General features: G+C 54.0%; 19 protein-coding genes. 8 read left to right on the top strand and 11 right to left on the bottom strand.

Annotation, left to right across the window (positions count from 1 at the left end):
• Positions 1–133: 133 nt before the first annotated feature.
• A complete protein-coding gene (fbp, locus tag PW844_RS26970) occupies positions 134–1,141 on the top strand; it encodes a class 1 fructose-bisphosphatase (protein WP_299458859.1) in 1,008 nt (335 codons plus the stop codon).
• Here fbp and PW844_RS26965 read toward each other — a convergent pair.
• Positions 1,132–1,809 carry a hypothetical protein gene (locus PW844_RS26965; RefSeq protein ID WP_299458857.1) on the bottom strand — a complete coding sequence of 226 codons (678 nt, stop codon included), beginning with the start codon at positions 1,807–1,809 and terminating at the stop codon, positions 1,132–1,134. The two genes, fbp and PW844_RS26965, sit on opposite strands and share 10 nt — an antisense overlap.
• A 111-nt stretch (positions 1,810–1,920) precedes the next feature.
• Positions 1,921–3,480 carry a methyl-accepting chemotaxis protein gene (locus PW844_RS26960; protein WP_299460441.1) on the bottom strand — a complete coding sequence of 520 codons (1,560 nt, stop codon included), beginning with the start codon at positions 3,478–3,480 and terminating at the stop codon, positions 1,921–1,923.
• Between the two features lie 173 nt (positions 3,481–3,653).
• Between PW844_RS26960 and PW844_RS26955 the strand changes: the two genes are divergently transcribed.
• The 3 genes from PW844_RS26955 to ppa all read left to right on the top strand — a co-directional run bounded on the left by PW844_RS26955 (position 3,654) and on the right by ppa (position 5,220).
• Positions 3,654–4,067, top strand: coding sequence for a lysozyme inhibitor LprI family protein (locus PW844_RS26955; protein WP_299458855.1), 414 nt, complete (start codon positions 3,654–3,656; stop codon positions 4,065–4,067).
• 72 nt (positions 4,068–4,139) lie between these two features.
• Complete coding sequence (locus PW844_RS26950; protein WP_208716608.1) at positions 4,140–4,589, top strand: DUF441 domain-containing protein; 450 nt, start codon at positions 4,140–4,142, stop codon at positions 4,587–4,589.
• Positions 4,590–4,689: 100 nt separating this feature from the next.
• Entirely contained in the window at positions 4,690–5,220 is a 531-nt protein-coding gene (gene ppa / locus PW844_RS26945) for an inorganic diphosphatase (RefSeq protein WP_031376399.1), read from the top strand.
• A 54-nt stretch (positions 5,221–5,274) separates the two neighbouring features.
• On the opposite strand, the gene PW844_RS26940 is transcribed toward ppa, so the two are convergent.
• The 3 genes from PW844_RS26940 to PW844_RS26930 are packed head-to-tail and all read right to left on the bottom strand — an operon-like array spanning position 5,275 to position 11,137.
• Positions 5,275–5,628: a gamma-glutamylcyclotransferase gene (locus PW844_RS26940; protein ID WP_299458849.1), complete on the bottom strand. Its 354-nt coding sequence runs from the start codon at positions 5,626–5,628 to the stop codon at positions 5,275–5,277.
• 2 nt (positions 5,629–5,630) lie between these two features.
• A complete protein-coding gene (locus PW844_RS26935; protein WP_299458847.1) occupies positions 5,631–9,401 on the bottom strand; it encodes a translocation/assembly module TamB domain-containing protein in 3,771 nt (1,256 codons plus the stop codon).
• Complete coding sequence (locus tag PW844_RS26930) at positions 9,398–11,137, bottom strand: autotransporter assembly complex family protein (RefSeq protein WP_299458845.1); 1,740 nt, start codon at positions 11,135–11,137, stop codon at positions 9,398–9,400. Before PW844_RS26930 ends, PW844_RS26935 begins: the two co-directional genes overlap by 4 nt.
• Before the next feature lie 454 nt (positions 11,138–11,591).
• Between PW844_RS26930 and PW844_RS26925 the strand changes: the two genes are divergently transcribed.
• On the top strand, positions 11,592–12,935 hold the full coding sequence (locus PW844_RS26925) for a hemolysin family protein (protein ID WP_299458843.1): 1,344 nt from the start codon (positions 11,592–11,594) through the stop codon (positions 12,933–12,935).
• Positions 12,936–13,012: 77 nt separating this feature from the next.
• Here the strand turns inward: PW844_RS26925 and PW844_RS26920 are convergent, their stop codons facing one another.
• Complete coding sequence (locus PW844_RS26920) at positions 13,013–13,219, bottom strand: DUF1107 domain-containing protein (protein ID WP_299458841.1); 207 nt, start codon at positions 13,217–13,219, stop codon at positions 13,013–13,015.
• A 317-nt stretch (positions 13,220–13,536) separates the two neighbouring features.
• Between PW844_RS26920 and PW844_RS26915 the strand changes: the two genes are divergently transcribed.
• A complete protein-coding gene (locus PW844_RS26915) occupies positions 13,537–14,091 on the top strand; it encodes a YtfJ family protein (RefSeq protein ID WP_299458839.1) in 555 nt (184 codons plus the stop codon).
• 51 nt (positions 14,092–14,142) lie between these two features.
• Here the strand turns inward: PW844_RS26915 and cysQ are convergent, their stop codons facing one another.
• Positions 14,143–14,889: a 3'(2'),5'-bisphosphate nucleotidase CysQ gene (cysQ, locus tag PW844_RS26910; protein ID WP_299458837.1), complete on the bottom strand. Its 747-nt coding sequence runs from the start codon at positions 14,887–14,889 to the stop codon at positions 14,143–14,145.
• 215 nt (positions 14,890–15,104) lie between these two features.
• On the opposite strand from cysQ, the gene PW844_RS26905 reads away from it, so the two are divergent.
• Complete coding sequence (locus PW844_RS26905; RefSeq protein WP_299458835.1) at positions 15,105–15,275, top strand: hypothetical protein; 171 nt, start codon at positions 15,105–15,107, stop codon at positions 15,273–15,275.
• A gap of 37 nt (positions 15,276–15,312) precedes the next feature.
• On the opposite strand, the gene fklB is transcribed toward PW844_RS26905, so the two are convergent.
• Positions 15,313–15,933: an FKBP-type peptidyl-prolyl cis-trans isomerase gene (fklB, locus tag PW844_RS26900; RefSeq protein WP_084877117.1), complete on the bottom strand. Its 621-nt coding sequence runs from the start codon at positions 15,931–15,933 to the stop codon at positions 15,313–15,315.
• A gap of 217 nt (positions 15,934–16,150) precedes the next feature.
• Here fklB and PW844_RS26895 point away from each other — a divergent pair, with 217 nt between their 5' ends.
• The gene (locus PW844_RS26895) at positions 16,151–16,792 is read left to right on the top strand and encodes an OapA family protein (protein WP_299458834.1); all 642 of its coding nucleotides are present in this window, start codon (positions 16,151–16,153) and stop codon (positions 16,790–16,792) included.
• A 46-nt stretch (positions 16,793–16,838) separates the two neighbouring features.
• Here the strand turns inward: PW844_RS26895 and rplI are convergent, their stop codons facing one another.
• Genes rplI through priB form a run of 3 tightly spaced genes read right to left on the bottom strand, consistent with a single transcriptional unit; the run spans position 16,839 to position 17,877 of the window.
• Positions 16,839–17,288 (bottom strand): 50S ribosomal protein L9, encoded by a 450-nt coding sequence (rplI, locus tag PW844_RS26890; RefSeq protein ID WP_299458833.1) that lies wholly within the window; start codon positions 17,286–17,288, stop codon positions 16,839–16,841.
• Positions 17,289–17,327: 39 nt separating this feature from the next.
• Entirely contained in the window at positions 17,328–17,555 is a 228-nt protein-coding gene (rpsR, locus tag PW844_RS26885; protein WP_000135199.1) for a 30S ribosomal protein S18, read from the bottom strand.
• A gap of 4 nt (positions 17,556–17,559) precedes the next feature.
• Entirely contained in the window at positions 17,560–17,877 is a 318-nt protein-coding gene (priB, locus tag PW844_RS26880; RefSeq protein ID WP_084877125.1) for a primosomal replication protein N, read from the bottom strand.
• Position 17,878 lies beyond the last annotated feature (1 nt).

The following is a 17,878-nucleotide window of genomic DNA, read 5'->3' as shown; positions in this document are numbered from 1 at the left end:
GTAACGCCGAGTGCAGGTGGAAGAAACGGATTAGGACTATGGTTTTTAAAGTTCAATCGGCTAAACTGCGTACGCATACGTTGGCAGTTTGTTAGAGCTGCTGCCACTCCATCGTAGATTCAGGGAATGTGTTATGAAAACGTTAGGCGAATTTATCGTCGAGAAGCAACACGACTTTCCTCACGCCACAGGTGAACTGACGGCGCTGATTTCAGCCATCAAGCTGGGTGCGAAAATTATCCACCGCGATATCAACAAAGCGGGTCTGGTGGATATTCTCGGTGCCAGCGGCGTGGAAAACGTACAGGGTGAGCAGCAGATGAAGCTGGACCTGTTCGCCAACGAAAAGCTGAAAGCAGCACTGAAAGCACGCGGCATTGTGGCGGGTATCGCTTCCGAAGAGGAAGATGAGTTCGTCATCTTCGAAGGAGTGGAGCACGGCAAATATGTGGTGTTGATGGATCCGCTGGACGGTTCTTCCAACATCGACGTTAACGTTTCCGTTGGTACCATCTTCTCGATCTACCACCGTGTATCCCCGCCGGGCACCCCGGTTACCGAAGCTGATTTTATGCAGCCGGGTAGCAAGCAGGTTGCCGCAGGTTACGTGGTGTATGGTTCATCCACCATGATGGTGTACACCACCGGTGTGGGCGTGCACGCCTTTACCTACGATCCGTCACTTGGGGTGTTCTGCCTGAGCCACGAACGTATGACCTTCCCGGAGAAGGGCTACACCTACTCCATCAACGAAGGTAACTACATTCGCTTCCCGCAGGGCGTGAAAAAATACCTGAAGTTCTGCCAGGAAGAGGATATCGCCACTCACCGTCCTTACACCTCGCGCTACATCGGCTCTCTGGTGGCTGACTTTCATCGTAACCTGCTGAAAGGCGGCATTTATCTCTATCCAAGCACCGCCAGCCATCCGAAAGGTAAGCTGCGCCTGCTGTATGAATGCAATCCGATGGCCTTCCTGGCTGAACAGGCAGGCGGTAAAGCCAGCGACGGTAAAAACCGTATCCTGGATATCCAGCCAGAGACCCTGCACCAGCGTTGCCCGTTCTTCTGCGGCAACGACGCCATGGTAGATGACGTCGAGCGCTTCCTGCGCGAGTTCCCGGAAGATCGTCAGGGCTGATTGGCCTCGATGACGGAAGCCCGCTCAATGCGGGCTTTTTGTTGCTGGTAATAATTTTCGATTTCTTTCTCTGCTCTCCTGCGCCCCAGTTTCCCGACCGGGAAATGTCCCAGGCCCAGTATGTATAAAATCATACCGACAACCAGGAAAAGTAATCCGGGAACTTCAGCACGGATACCGACAAAGATAGCAAAGAAAATAATCGCCACCCCGACGCCTACCAAACAAAATGCTTCGATATAACGTTCCCTGATCTTTTTAGGGTTAATAAACAGCTCACCCTCAACATTCACGCTGAGATAATGTCGGTGCATCACAAAGTATTTATTACTGCGTATTTCACTGGAACGGTCGATAATCTTTATCACTTCATCCTGAATATGGCGATTCTCAATACCATACATTCGTTGGTTGACCAGCTGAATATATTGCTGCGCCAAACGGCTGCGATCCTCATTACTCAGAAACTCGTTATCCAGCTGGCTGGCAACAAATTTTATCCGATTATTTAATGAGTTTTTGAAGATATGTTCACCCTTAATATCGGAAAACATACTTTTCAGCATGCCGAGAACCGGAAAGAGCACCAGCAGGAGCAGGGTATAAAACGGATGGGCCTGGATAGCAGCTAATAACGTATCTATATGTTCGACTACGGCAGGATTCATTATCATCTCCTTGATATTTTACCCTGATTAACGTAGCAGAATATCAGTAATGATGATCGTATCATTTTGTAGCGGCACCATTTATCGTGCCGCTACAGACCCGATGTTAATTTACACCGTCGTTATACGAAACTGCGCCATAGAAGCCTGCAACTGCTGTGACTGCGCTTCCAGCGATTGCGTCGCGGCGCTGGCTTCTTCCACCAGTGCGGCGTTCTGCTGTGCCGCCTCATCCATTTGCGTCACCGCCTGATTGACCTGCTCAATACCACGGCTCTGCTCCTCGGATGCTACCGAAATCTCCTTCATCAACGCGGTCACGCGCATCACTTCACTGGAGATCTCATCCATGGTTTCGCCCGCCTGAGTGGCCATTTCACTGCCTTCTTTCACCCGAACCTGGGATTCGCTAATCAACTCACGAATCTCCTTGGCGGCGGTGGCGCTGCGACCCGCGAGGGTTCGCACCTCATTGGCCACCACGGCAAAACCACGTCCCTGCTCACCGGCGCGCGCCGCTTCCACAGAAGCATTCAACGCGAGGATATTGGTCTGGAAGGCGATACCGTCAATCACACTGAGAATATCGGCGATACGGTCAGAACTGTGGGTGATTTCCCGCATCTTCTCCATCACATAACACACCACTTCGGCACCGCGATCAGCCGTGTCCGAGACGCTGTTTGCCAGCTGGTGCGCCTGATGCGCGTTGCTGGCATTGAGGCGTACCGTCGCGGTGAGCTGCCCCATGCTGGCAGCGGTCTGCTCCAGCGAGGCTGCGGATTCCTCGGTACGCTGCGACAAATGCACGGTACCTGCCGACAGTTCACGGCTGCCAACATCAATTTGCAGGCTGGCTTCGCGAACCTGGCTGACCGAATCACACAAGGCCTGTTGCATGGCGGCCAGTGCCTGATTCAGTCGGCCCAGCTCGTTATTGGCGGTGGCTGGCAGTGCCTGCGATAAATCCCCCTCCGCAACCTGTTGCAGATGCCCGATCGCCCCCTCTAGCGGGCGCAGTAACAAACGACGCAGCAGCTGCCATGCCAGCACAATCATCAGTACTGTCATCAGCACCGCGATGCCAATCAGGACTTTCATCTGTATTTCGTTGCGCGCCGCCTGGGCCAGTCGCTCGGCTGACACCTGATCGGCATAGCGGCTGAAATCCTGCACTGCTTTGGCGTAATTGGCGGCCAGCATCGAAAGATTGCCCTCGAGCACCGTGTAATATTCATCGGTATATTGCTTCTGCAACGCATCCATCATCGGCGTGATGCCCTGTTGCAGGTAGGCAGCAAAGCTGCTGGCCACTGCATCCGCCAGCGCTTTACCCTGCTTTGTCACCGTACCGGCATCGACAAAATCCTTCAGGTGCTGCTGCGAAGTGGCGACATCAGCCTGCGCCTGTTTCGTCACTGCCGCGCCCTCATCCAGCAGGCCGATTTCGATCTTGCGCACCGCCAAAGCGCCACTGGCACGAGCGCGCATCAGGTCTGCATTGCTTTGGTACAGGCTATTGAGTTCAACGCCCTGGATGCGATTGATAACATCCAGCGACTGATTGCCTGCGTTGATGGCGTAAATGCCCAGGGTGCTGACCGCCAGCAGCAACAATGTCATAAAAGCGAGTAAAGCGAGTAAACCGGTCCGTATTGATAAATTTTTGATCATGATAGTACCCGTGTGTATGAAAAAAGGCAGAAATCCAGCAGCCCTAAAACGGATAAGTTATCGGCAGTCACTTTGCTAAACTTTAACCACTGTTGATGGTCAATGGGCTGATGATCACCCTCTCTTAAAAATTGCTAAAGTCACTTTCATCCCGAATAAGGAATATCACGATGTATAAAGTGTTCCCGGTTGCCTGTCTGTTACTGAGCAGTTATGCGACAGCGCAGGAAAATGCGATCGACCAGAAGTTACAGCAGTGTCTGAATAAGGAATCCAGCACTGCCGCGCTCACGCAATGTTACGACAGTGCAAATAAAGCATGGGATCAGGAGATGAATCAGCAATACGAGCAGGCAATGAAAAAATTAACCGGTGAACCTAAAGCCAAATTACGCAGCGCACAACGCGCCTGGCTGGCTTACCGTGACAGCTGGCTGGATGCCAGCAAGAGTGTCTTCTTTGCCAGCCAGGGCACGATGGCATCGCTTTCGCTGGGGGCACAGGGCGTGAATCTGGTGCGCAATCAGGCGCTGATGCTGCAATCAATTAACAAAGGCAGTTGCGCCAATCCCGATGATTGTTGATAAATGGGGGCGGTAAAAAAACCGTTTCGCGCTGGTCGTTGCCAGTGCCCCTTCAATCCTGTGGGAGAAATCATGGCTGCTTATGCCTCCACCATTATTCTGGTTTGCCTCGCTGTGCTCAGTTATTTCGTTCATAACAACGCTGTCACTATTTCGATTCTGATTCTGCTGGTGATCAAAATCACCCCGCTGGCACAATTCTTCCCTTATGTGGAAAAACAAGGCATTCAGCTCGGTATCATCATTCTTACTGTGGCGGTGATGGCCCCGCTGGCCAGCGGCTCGCTGCCGGCTTCCTCGCTGATTAAGTCGTTCGCTAACTGGCAATCGATTGTGGCCATTCTGGTGGGGGTGTTTGTCGCCTGGCTTGGCGGTCGTGGCGTGCATTTTATGAGCGCACAACCTTCAGTGATTGGCGGCTTACTGATTGGTACGGTGATTGGTGTGGCCTTCTTCCGCGGGGTTCCGGTCGGACCATTAATTGCCGCAGGTATCGTCTCGTTGTTTGTGGCGGCGAAGTAAGCGGCTGGACCATTCCGAAACGCCAAAAAGGGGGCATACTTTCAGAGTCAGTTGGCTATAATAGCCGACACTCAACTTACGACTAATGAAGGAAAGCCAGATGAGTTTGAACCAGGTGCCCGCAGGTAAAGATCTGCCAGAAGATATCTATGTCATCATCGAGATCCCGGCAAATGCCGATCCGATCAAATATGAAGTGGACAAAGAGTCTGGCGCCCTGTTTGTAGACCGTTTCATGTCTACCGCCATGTTCTATCCGTGCAACTACGGTTACATCAACCACACCCTGTCTCTGGATGGTGACCCGGTTGACGTACTGGTGCCGACCCCGTATCCGCTGGAGCCGGGTTCTGTGATCCGTTGCCGCCCGGTTGGCGTGCTGAAAATGACCGACGAATCCGGTGAAGATGCCAAACTGGTTGCCGTACCGCACACTAAGCTGAGCAAAGAGTACGATCACATCAAAGATGTGAACGACCTGCCGGAACTGCTGCGTGCACAGATCACCCATTTCTTTGAGCACTACAAAGATCTGGAAAAAGGCAAATGGGTTAAAGTTGACGGCTGGGATAACGCCGAAGCAGCCAAAGCCGAGATCATCTCTTCTTACGAGCGCGCACAGAAGAAATAATTCTGCTGCCCCTCGCGCATAAAAAAACACCGTCCAACTGGACGGTGTTTTTATTTATGCTTCTGATTCGTCATCACGCTGCAACCAGTCACCGCTGATGATGCGCGTGCGACCGGTAACCGGACGCTGGTAAACGTACAGCCAGGCGCTGCCGAAGGGCGTCTGGATTAACTGGCGTTTGTATTCGCCATTTTTGGTGCGCAGGGCATCCAATTCGCCAAGGGTGATGGCGTCGATGCGATAGACCTCGCAAAAGACATTGCCCTCACCCTCAATCACGCCGGGATAGTGACCGAGATTGTAGAGTTCGTACCCTTCAATCTGGTGGTCACCAAGCCATTGCGCATTCGTCATCCAGTGACTGTTTCCCTGTTTGCGCCGTAAACTGCCGTAGACAATTATTCGCATTGCTAAAACTCAAACTGATAGAGCAAATCCAGTGCCTGATCAACACCAGACACAGCTTCCAAATAAAGTTTGGGCATCAGGCGATAACGCAAGGTTAAGGTCGCCAGTGAATCAAATATGCCAACACCGTATTTTACTTGCAGACCCGGTAGCACATAACCACTCACCTGCACCTGTTGGCTGTCGCCAACCCCGGTGGTATCAAGCGCAAGGTTACTGACGCCGAACGTCTCGCCGATTTTACCCATAACCTGCCCACTTTGTGCAACCCCCAGACCAATTAACGCTGAAGTTAATGCGTTACTGTCGCCATTGGCATCGAGTCCCTGGCCGCGCAACAGATAAGATAACGCCTCCTGCTGCGACATCGTCGGGTCGGAGAAGATTTCGACTTTCGGCTCATCAGCTAACCCGGTGACGCGGATACCTGCGGTGACGTCATCCTCAGTGGAGTCGGGGTTACGGATGGCTTCCAGGTTAAGATAGGGCTGATCCGGCGGTCCGGCAAATTGCAGTTCACCTTTGCGCACAATCAGATCCTGACCATAAGCATGGAAACGACCATCCGGGATATTAATCTGGCCGTTTAAGCCGAGACCGGTTCTATCCTGCACCAGCTTCAGATCACCGTTCAGCTTCGCTTTCAGACCAAAGGCAGACAGGCGCACATCGTTGCCGACGTGAATGACCAGATTGCTGTTGATCGGGATCGCCGTGGTTTTCGGCTGAATCGGCTTCAGGTTCTGGTCCAGCATCACCTCATCCGACGACACGCCAGTCGCGCTGGCCGGTACTTCCTGCACCGTGATGCGCGCCCACGGGATATCCACCCGGCCATCAAGATTGAAGGCGGCGGGGGTCGCTTCAAACACCAGATCTGGCGACACGTCCATACGCACCATCGGCGGCACAGTGACACGTACCCGGCTTCCCTGCGCAGCAATGCGCGCCCGCCAGTTATTCAGCTGGCTCCAGTCGGCGTTCCCGTTGAGATTGATGTTGCCCTGTGCGGTCTGAATCAACCCATTAAGGGTAGAACTCATGCCGTTAAACACCATGTTGAGATTGGCGGCAGTGAGGGCAACCGGCATAAAGCTGGCTTCCACATTCACGCCGCTCAGTCCCAGCTGGCCGAATACCTGCGGCTGTTGCAAATTACCGCCGAGGCGCAGGGCGCTGTTGAGATTGCCTTTGATTTTCTCGCCCTGCATCAATGCCGGGTTGAACATCGCCAGCGAAATATTGCTGATATTAACGTTACCCGACAGCAGACGACGGTGCTGCGGATCGGCAATTTGTACGTCACCGCTCAGCTGTCCATTGTTGGCGATGTGTATCAGCCAGTCGAGCTGGGCGCGGCCATTACGCAGCGCGGCATTCAGGTTCAGGGTGTCGAAGGCGATGGGCAAGGTGTTGCCCTGCACATCCTGCTCCACTTTTACGCCGTTGCCTTTCAGCGAGACGGTACCGGTCGGCAACGCGCCGTCAGAAGTCCAGTTAACCCGGGCATCACCGCTGAACACCCCTGCCAGTTTGGTTTCATCGGTCAGGAACGGTTTGAGCATGGCTAAATCAAAGCGGCTGAGCACCACATGCGCATGGCCGCTGGCTCCCGCTTCAATCGGTTCCGGCACACACAGTTGCGCGTTCGGGTTCTGCCAGCAGTGTGGCCCAATAGTCGCGCTCTGCTTGCTGTTGAGATAGTCAATCGCCATGGCACGCGTCAGACGCCACTCGCCCACCGGCGTATCGAAGCGGGTATTATTCAGCGTGCCCTGCCAGTGTTGGGTTTTGCGATCAAAGCTGCCGTTCAGCGCCAGCTGACCGGAGACCGGCTCGCCCTGCACCTCAAGTTTTAGCTGATGCTGCTTCTCGTTGCCGTCGGCATTGAGCGTCAGCAATTTAATCGCCAGCGCATCCTGTTTTAGCTGCTCCACCCGCAACTGCAATTTACCCGCAATCTGGTCACTGGATTTCACATCCCCCTGCAGCAGCACGCGCGCAATTTGCAGCTGCTGCCAGCGCAGGCCTGTGGCAGTGAGATCGGCCAGCAGTTGCGGAGCCTGTAGTGTCCCGCGAGCCTTGATGGTGCCTTTCGCCACCCCACCCAGTCCTGGCAACGCGTTGTCGAGATGCGGAGCATCAATGCTGGCATCCAGATTCAGCGCATCGCCCAGTTCGCCTTTGACATCTACATGGTTACGCCCCAGCACCAGGTTGATACCCGGGATTTTCCACTGGTTGTAGCTATTGCCGGTCAGGGAGCCATCAGCGCTGACCGCGTTCTGTTTGACGTTCCCTTTCAGCTGTAGCTGCGGCACGCTCAGTTGCCAGCTGCCGCCATACAGGCTGCCGCGCGTGGCGATTTTGCCATCCAGCTTCGCCGGCCAGTCCGGGTATTGTTTTGCGGTATTGATGCCGGACAACGTCAGTTCACTGCGCCAACTAATCGCTTTGCTCCAGTCCACCAGCGCGGTCAGGTCGATATTGCCCTGCAACGCCGCCACGCGCAGTTTATCGAGGCTGAACTGCTGCACATTCCCTTTACCATCAAGAGAAATTGCCGCAGGCGGCACCCCTTCGCCCTTCACGGCGGTACGCAGCGACATCACATAATCGGTGGCTTTACCCTTGAACTGATAATCCAGGTTGTCGGCCTGGTACTGCACCGGACCGGTCAGCGGCCAGCGCAATTCCGGGCTGGTAAGCCTGAGCGATAACGGCAAGCCAGCGACGGCAGGCTGTGCCGCAGCATCCAGCTGCGCCTGTACCGGGCCAGACAAATTGAGCGCCAGTTTCAGCTCATCACGCAGCGCACCGCTGAGGTTCATTTTAATCTTCTCGCCCTTAATCGGGTCGAGATTCACCGCGCCATTAAGGGCAAAGTTTACCGGCCAGTTATCCGCCAGGGTGGCATCGCCGCTGGCGTTAAGTTGCCCCTGCGTCGAATCCACAGCAAAGGTTTCCAGTTGCAGATGGCGGTCAGCGGTTCTGGCCTTCAGCAGCAGGCTGTTGATGGTTACATCGGTATCGCCGGTTATGCGTAGCTGTTTGCCTGTCAGCTCCTGCACGGTGATATCCAGTGGCAGCTGGAAGTCCGGCAGTGTGGGTAACAGCGGTTGCGCGAATATCGCCTGCAACGTCTCACCCAGCGGTTTTTCATCCGGTTTAGGCTGCTGCACTTTCGGTTGTACCACTTGCTCATCCGCCACTTTGGCCGCTTTTGGCAACGCAATCAGCAAACTTTCGATATGGGTGGGGGTCAGCGTCAGGGCGCGGTTCTGCCATTGCATACCGGTGGTGAAATCGAGCAGCGAAATCGCCGTATCATCCACTTTGACATTGATGTTGTGCAGCCCGACTTTACTCAGCGTGATCGGATAAGGCGTGCTGAGATTGGTGCTGCCGCTCGCCTGCTCCGGCGGTGGTGCACTGGCCGGTGCCATTTGTTTGCTATCCACCACCACGCTGACATCCTGCAACGCAATGTCGTTGACGCACACTGACGAATGCAGCAGGCAGTTAAGGTTGATCGCCAGATGGAAGCGCCCGGCATCGACGCTAACTCCCGGCATGGTGTACTTCACGCCGCTCAGCGTCAGATCGCGCCAGCCACCTTCAACTTTGTCGATCGACAAACCCGGCACCCAGCGATCGGCTCCCTTCAATAGCAGATGCAAACCCGGTGTGGTGCCAATCAGGAAAGCCACGCTGCCCAAGATCAGCAGCAGAAAAATACCAAAACCAATCAGGACCTTTTTCCACAGCTTCATAGTTCAGGCCCCAGTCCGATATAAAATTGCAATCCGTGCTCCTCGCTATCACCAATCGGGCGGGCAATATCGAGTTTGATCGGCCCAACCGGAGAGGCCCAGCGCACGCCGAAGCCCGCACCGGTTTTGAAGTTGCTTTGTGTGATATCGTTAACCGCTTCACCGGAGTCGATGAATACCGCTCCCCACCATTTTCCGCTCACGTTGTACTGATATTCGAGCGAACCGGTCGCCAGTTTCGATGCACCGGTCAGCTTGCCATTGTCATCGCGTGGCGAGATCCCCTGATATTTGTAACCGCGAATACTGCGGTCCCCTCCGGCGAAGAAGCGCAGGTCAGGTGGCACTTTGTCGAAATCGTTGGTTTCGATCCAGCCAAGGTTGCCGCGTATCACAAAGCGGTTTTTCTCACCCAGCGTACGGATCCAGACGTTTTGCGCCTGCAGGATCAGGAAATCGACATCCGATCCCCAGGTGGTATCCGACACATCGGCGGAATAGCGCTGCGAGTCACCCCAGGTGGGCATCAACCCCCCGCGCGAACGGGTGCGGCTCAGGCTGACGCCAGGATAAATCAGCATGGTGGTGTTGGTGACGCTGCCTTGGGTAAAGTGATCGAGGCTCCAGCGCAGGTTGACCGCGCGCTGCCAGCCACTGCTGCTGTCCCAGTTACGCGATACGCCAAGCGTATTCGTATCGGCTTTGGTGTCGTTCAGATCGGTGCGTTTCACCCCGGCGGAGAAGGTATAGTACTGTTCCAGCGGACTTTTCAGCAGCGGGACTTTGTAGCTAAGATCGATCTGCTGTTCCGGTGCAGAAATGTAGGCGCTAGTGGTCAGGCTGTGGCCACTGTCGTTGATCCAGGGCTTTTTCCAGGTGCCTTTCAGACGCGGGCCCACATCGGTGGAGTAGCCAATACCGGTTTCCAGCGTATTTTCTACTCGCGGGGACACGGCCGCATTGAGCGGCAGTACCTTGGTCTGACGCCCTTTGGCAAAGTCCGGTGCCACCACCACCGAATTGAACCAGCCAGTGGCGGAAAGACGACGGTTCAGTTCCGCCAGGTCACGCGAACTGTAAGGGTCACCCTTTTTGAACGGCACCAGATTGCGCAGATAAGCTTCCTGGATCTGCGAGCCCTGGAAAGTGACATCGCCGAAGCGATAGCGCGGGCCGCTGTCGTAGTCGATATCCCAGAAAGCCTCCCGGCGCTCGACTGATACACCAAGCTGGCTCTGCTTAAAGTCACCATCAAAATAACCATTACGCAGTGCCAGGCTGGAAAAACCGCTTTTAAATCTGTCGTAATCACCGTGGTTAAGCTGGGTGCCCACCTTCGGCGTGCCCTGTTTTACCCAGGCTTTGTAATCGGGATCGTTTTTCGCCGCACCCTCTACCACGATGGTGCTGCCGCCAATCTTTACCGGCTCTCCTGCCGTGACGCGCGCGATCAAGACCGGACGTCCACCCTGTGGCGGTGCCGGACGCGATTCAAAATCAATCTGCGGTTCGTAGTAACCGAGTGCGCGCAAACCCTCTTTAACCGCGACGGAAACACGCGCGCGGAAACGACCGTCGTTAGAAACCTCGTCGCTCCCTATGGTGGAGAGACGCGCCCTGACGTTTTTCTCTAAATCCCCGGATAAACCTTCCAGCTGCAATCGCACCTTAGCCGCCTGAAGGGCGGGTGTCACCAGCAGCAGGCTGGCTATGCAATAAATATGAAATCGTGGCACGCTTACTCCTGTTAATAATGCCTGCCCCTATTCCGCAGGGGCATGTATCTGTTTCGCGGGTAAAATCCAGCGCAGGCATACCCATCAGCATAGCCGCTCTTTTCCCCGAACAGCTGTGTAAACGCGGCAATTAAGCCAAATCGTCACTATTGTCGGCAAATGACGGGATCGATACAACAACGAAGCGGCGCTTCTGCGGTTTGCCAGCACGCACTCAGACTATTCTTAAGCCGCCTGACGTCTCCGCTAGCGGCATGATAAGCGCTGCTGCTATAATCAGCGTCCTGCAGGCAACACCTGCATTCATTTCTGCCCCGACGCTTAACTGCCTTGTCGAATTGGCGCAGACATTTTTGGCACGGATAGCCCTGTTTGACTGGTGAGTACCGGACGTACGCCCATTCCCATGCTGCCCAGGCCAAAAATGACAAGTGATTAACCCAACGGATCTTTTATGCTCGATAGCTTACTTGTCATTCTTTTACTGATTGTTATCAGTGCGTTTTTCTCCCTGTCGGAGATCTCGCTGGCTGCTGCCCGCAAGATCAAGCTGAAACTGCTGGCTGACGAAGGCAATATCAACGCACAGCGTGTCCTGAAAATGCAGGAGACGCCAGGTATGTTCTTCACCGTGGTGCAGATCGGCCTTAATGCGGTAGCCATCCTCGGTGGTATCGTCGGTGATGCGGCGTTTTCACCGGCTTTCCGTTCGCTGTTCATTCGTTTTGTGTCCCCGGAGCTGGCCGATCAGTTGAGCTTCATCTGCTCCTTTACTGTCGTCACCAGCCTGTTCATCCTGTTTGCTGATTTAACCCCGAAGCGGGTAGGCATGATCGCGCCGGAAACCATTGCGCTGCGTATTATCAATCCGATGCGTTTCTGCCTGCTGGTGTTCCGTCCGCTGGTGTGGCTGTTTAACGGCCTGGCTAACGTCTTCTTTCGCATTTTTAAACTGCCAATGGTGCGTAAAGATGACATCACCTCCGATGATATCTACGCGGTGGTGGAAGCAGGCGCGCTGGCCGGGGTGCTGCGTAAGCAGGAACATGAGCTGATTGAAAACGTGTTTGAGCTGGAATCACGCACCGTGCCGTCTTCAATGACATCGCGCGAAAATATTATCTGGTTTGATTTGCATGAAGATGAAGGCAGCCTCAAAACGAAAATCGCCGAACATCCTCACTCCAAATTCCTCGTCTGCGATGGCGATATCGACCATATCGTCGGTTACGTCGATTCCAAAGAGCTGCTGTTGCGCGTGCTGGGCAATCAAAGTATGGCGTTGAATAGCGGCGTGCAGATCCGCTCCGCGCTGATTGTGCCGGATACGCTGACGCTGTCTGAAGCGCTGGAAAGTTTCAAAACTGCGGGTGAAGACTTCGCGGTGATCATGAATGAATACGCGCTGGTAGTAGGCATTATTACCCTGAATGATGTGATGACCACACTGATGGGTGACCTGGTCGGCCAGGGGCTGGAAGAACAGATTGTGGCGCGTGATGAGAATTCATGGCTGGTGGAGGGCGGCACCCCTATCGATGACGTGATGCGCGTGCTGCATATCGATGAGTTTCCGCAGTCAGGTAACTATGAAACCATCGGCGGCTTTATGATGTATATGCTGCGTAAGATCCCGAAACGTACCGATTTCGTGAAGTTTGCCGGGTATAAGTTTGAAGTGGTGGATATTGATAGCTATCGCATCGACCAGCTGCTGGTCACGCGTATCGATGAGCGCCCGCCAGTGCTGAATGTCGCTAAAAACGCGGCGGCTGATGCAGAAACCCCCTCATCGTAGTGGGTCCGGATGCTATAAAAAACAAAGGCGCGATAAATCGCGCCGCTCCAGGGTGCCATCGGCACCCTTTCTTCTGCTTAGTTGTACTCGGCTTGCAGCCGTATCACCTGGCGATTGATTTCAGACATCACGCTCAGATGTTGTACGTCTTTGACGCGCGGGATAAGCACCTTCCCTTTATCGAATTCGAATGCGCCAACGTCCTTGATATACAACCTTCCTTTAAATAGCGTTTTTACGTATTTCGCAATTTGCAGCGGATTATAACGCTGGAAGATCTTCATGTTGTTCTAACTCCTGTACAGAAATAATACGCTTCTTCGTTGCCAACATCGGTACGAGCCCATGAAGCGCAAATGAGGCCTAAACTATAGAACATCCTGCGCTGCGGATGTTCCGAAAAAATGAATTTTTTACTGAATTGACACATCATTACAGAACACTCTGTTACCGAGGTCACAGAATCCAGTATAAACCTTCAGTGATTAAGGAATTGTGGCGTCGGTTGCAAAGCTGTTAACTCGTCGCGACAGGGCGCATCATCCACGCTTAATATTGCAGGAACATGACCAACTGGTCGGATCACCAAGGAGCCACTTTTATGCGATTGCCACACATGGTGTTAGCACTGGCACTACTTCTACCCCATCTCGCTGCGGCACATCTGTTCAAACAAGGCGAACGCGTCCCTGCAGTGGGTGTGAATGACAAAGGGGAACTGATCTATCTTCAGGACAAGTTTAGCTATCGTCCGTGGAATAGCGCGCAGCTGGTGGGAAAAGTGCGGGTTATCATGCATATCGCCGGGCGTTCTTCAGCGAAAGAAATGAATGCAGGATTGATTGAGGCCATTAAAGCCGCCAAATTACCACACGACCGCTACCAGACAACCACGGTGGTCAATACTGATGATGCTATCCCAGGTACCGGCATGTTTGTGCGCAGCAGCATCGAAAGCAATAAGCAGCAGTATCCGTGGTCGCAATTTATCGTCGATAGCAACGGCAACGCGCGCAAAGCCTGGCAGCTGGAGGAAGGTGGCTCCGCGATAGTGGTGCTGGATAAGAACGGACGGGTGCAATACGCCAAAGATGGCGCACTGACACAACAGGAAGTGCAGCAGGTGATTACGCTATTGCATCAATTGCTGTCGTAGCGGCGCGATTTATCGCGCCCTGGCCGTTAAATCGCACCGCTATCACCAGGCCTAAAACAGGGAGACACGGAAGCCTGGATTGAGGAAGGATTCCCGCGGTGCATAGTCGAGGGTTTTACCCTGCCAGTCATGCACATGCGCACCTGCGGCAATCGCCACTGCATGTCCGGCACCGGTATCCCAGATATTGGTCGGTCCAAAGCGTGGATAGAGCTGGGCTTTGCCTTCGGCCACCAGACAGAATTTCAATGAGGAGCCGATGGCCGTTGTCTGATGCTCGCCCAGCTGTTGCAGATACTCTTGCAGCTCTTCATCTTTGTCGAAATGCGAACGACTCACGACCACCAGCGGCGGACGCGCATCACGCACATGAATCTGGCTTTTATGTCCGCCCTCTTCTTTCCAGGCTTTGCCTTCCGCAGCAGAATAAAGCACGCCAATGGCTGGTGCATAAACCACGCCCAGAACCGGTTTCCCTTTTTCAATCAGCGCGATATTGACCGTGAATTCACCGTTGCGCTTGATAAACTCTTTGGTGCCATCCAGCGGGTCAACCAGCCAGTAGCGCTGCCACTGCTGACGGACTTCCCAGGCCGGAGGATCTTCTTCTGACAATACCGGCACTTCCGGTGTCAGGACCTGTAGCCCATTAAGAATCACCTGATGCGCGGCGAGGTCGGCAGCCGTGACCGGCGAATCATCCGCCTTACGTTCGATATCCATCGGCTGCGCGCCATCATACACCTGCATAATCGCATCACCTGCGGCACGGGCCAGCTGGCAAATTTGCTCTAACATTCTTCACCTCATTTCTGCTGATTCTGCTTACTCGCTGCAAACAGCAAACCTGTAACTATTTTAGCAGGCGACCTGTTTATTCCGAGCTTCACGCCAGTCGCGAGAGCAATCTATTTTAATATCAATATCATAGTTCATCGCCTACCGTCACGTATGAGATGAGGTTATATCTGCTGCGTTTCCCCACAGATTATGCGCAGAGATCGCAACAATCTATGAAAAAGATCCACTTTGATGACATCACGGAAACAGCAAAGCGTTATGTGCCGAAAATACGCACAAAAAGTGCCGAAATAATCACCATATTGCTACGTTCTGATTTGAGCAGCCACGCTATGACGGGAGAAACCGGGTTGTATCGGGCAGGTGGATTGACAGCAGAATGAAGAAATGAAGGGCGGCAACGGCCGCCCTGACTGCGGCTTACAGAATTTCCAGCAGCTCGACTTCGAAGATCAGCGTGCTGAACGGCGGGATGGATGCGCCAGCACCACGCTCGCCGTAGGCGATGTTATGTGGGATCACCAGTTCCCATTTGGAGCCGACCGGCATCAGGGTCAGGGCTTCAATCCAGCCTGCGATAACGCCGCTAACCGGGAATTCTGCTGGTTCGCCACGCGCCACTGAGCTATCAAACACGGTGCCATCGATCAGTTTACCGGTGTAGTGTACACGTACACGGTCCTGACGAGATGGGATAGCCCCATCACCCTGTTTGATAACGCTGAATTGCAGGCCTGATTCGGTGCTGCTCACGCCTTCACGCTGTGCGTTCTGATCCAGGAATTTCTGGCCTTCCGCCGCCATCGCCTGGACGCGCTCACGACGCACGCCTTCCGCACGCTCGTGTACTTCGCGCAGCGCACGATGTACCACATCAACCGGAACTGCCGGTGAATTCCCTTCCAGCGCGTCGCGCAGGCCCGCGAGCAGTGCTTCCGGCTGCAGACCCTGCAGTCCGGACTCCAGCAGCTGCTGGCCTACCTGTAAACCAATACCGTAACTTGCTTGTGCTTCGACGCTGTCAAATGAAGGGGTCGTCATCTTGATTCCTTAATCCCGGAGAAAAAATTGAAACGGCAGCATAACAGCGCAGGCCGCTGGCGTAAAATCTCGCGCATCGCAGATGACATTTCTCAGGGAAAGAGAAACAATATATGGGTCAGAATTTTCAATGCTGGCAGGCACTTCGCGCCGGTATTACCCATACTACATTTAAGGGAAGGATAAACCTTTCCACCGTCGAGATAAGAGAGAATACATGGGCCAGATCGCCCCACGACGTCGCAGGACGCGCACCCCGCGTACTTTACCCTGGTTGCGGAACTTGCTGCCGCAAGGCAAACGCCCGGTTACCAGTGAGGAGGAACCACGAATGGCTTCTGCTACCCCTTCCCGACTTCCCGGCAGTCTGGGCCGTATCTGGCATCTGCTGGATAACGTACGCTGGATGGATCCGCTACCCGCCCTGCATCGTCGCGGTATCGTGATTGCGCTGGTGATTATCCTGCTGGCGTTCCTGTGGCCGTCCAGTACCCCTCAGTATCCGGTGGAGCGCCCGGTCAGCGATAATGCAGCCAAACAAGTGCCAATGCAGGCAGAAATCTATGACAACAACAGCACGCCAAAACCCGATTCTCAGGGGGAATGGCGCAGTTATACCGTGGCTTCAGGCCAGACGCTGGCGCAGCTGTTCCGTGATAACAATTTACCGGTGAGTGATGTGTTTGCCATGGCGCGGGTGGAAGGTAACGATCAGCCGCTCAGCGCCCTGCAGACGGGTCAGCAGGTGAAAATTCGCCAGAATGCGCAGGGTGTGGTGACGGGATTGACAGTGGATAGCGGCAACGGCCCGGTGCTGTTTACCCGTCAGCCTGACGGCAGCTTTATCCGCGCGCAATAACAAAAAAGCCGGCACAAGGCCGGCTTTTTCGCATTACCGAGTAAAATTACTCAGCAACTACATTCACAACCAGTTTCGCGAATACTTCGCTGTGAACCTGGAAGTCAACTTCGTGCTCACCGATAGTGCGCAGAACGCCGTTCGGCAGACGAACTTCGCTCTTAGCCACTTCAACGCCAGCTGCAGTTACAGCGTCAGCGATGTCGCGAGTACCGATGGAACCGAACAGTTTACCTTCGTCGCCTGATTTAGACGCGATGGTGACGCTGCCCAGACCGTTGATTTTCTCAGCACGTGCGTTAGCAGCTGCCAGAACGTCAGCCAGTTTGGCTTCCAGTTCAGCGCGGCGCGCTTCGAAATATTCAACGTTTTTCTTGGTAGCAGGAACAGCTTTACCCTGCGGAACCAGGAAGTTACGAGCGTAACCCGCTTTAACGTTAACCTGATCACCCAGGCTGCCCAGGTTTGCTACTTTATCAAGCAGAATAACTTGCATTACCTTATCCTCTTAAAGTCGTTATTAGACAGCAACCGATTACTGATGACGATCAGTGTACGGCAGCAGAGACAGGTAACGCGCGCGCTTGATAGCACGAGCCAGCTGACGCTGGTATTTTGCGCGAGTACCGGTGATACGGCTCGGTACGATCTTACCGCTTTCAGTGATGTAGTTTTTCAGCGTAGCGATATCTTTGTAGTCGATCTCTTGAACGCCTTCCGCGGTGAAACGGCAGAACTTGCGACGACGGAAATAACGTGCCATTTGGCTAGTCTCCAGAATCTATCAATTCAATCTGCTCGGCATGTAACACAATTCTACTCTGGCCATTGCGTGCCTGATGGCAGCTAATAAAACCTTCGAGAGTGAGTTGCGTGCCGACCGTTATATGTTGAGTAATCACCTGATGGGTGCTGCCGCTGATAATCACCGGCATCTGACACCAGGCTTGCCGGTGAAACCCGGCTTCCTCCTGCATGGAACGGTGCTCAAGCACGAACTGGCAGTGAGGAATTCCTGACGGACTGATTTTTCGAACCGGCGTCTTACACACAGTGCCAGACAGGCGCAGTCGATTGGCCGTCATT

This window comes from Pantoea sp., from assembly GCF_028283705.1.
Taxonomy (GTDB): Bacteria; Pseudomonadota; Gammaproteobacteria; order Enterobacterales; family Enterobacteriaceae; genus Pantoea.
The sequence above is the reverse complement of the archived record's forward strand: the minus strand, read 5'-3'. Positions and strand labels throughout refer to the sequence as shown.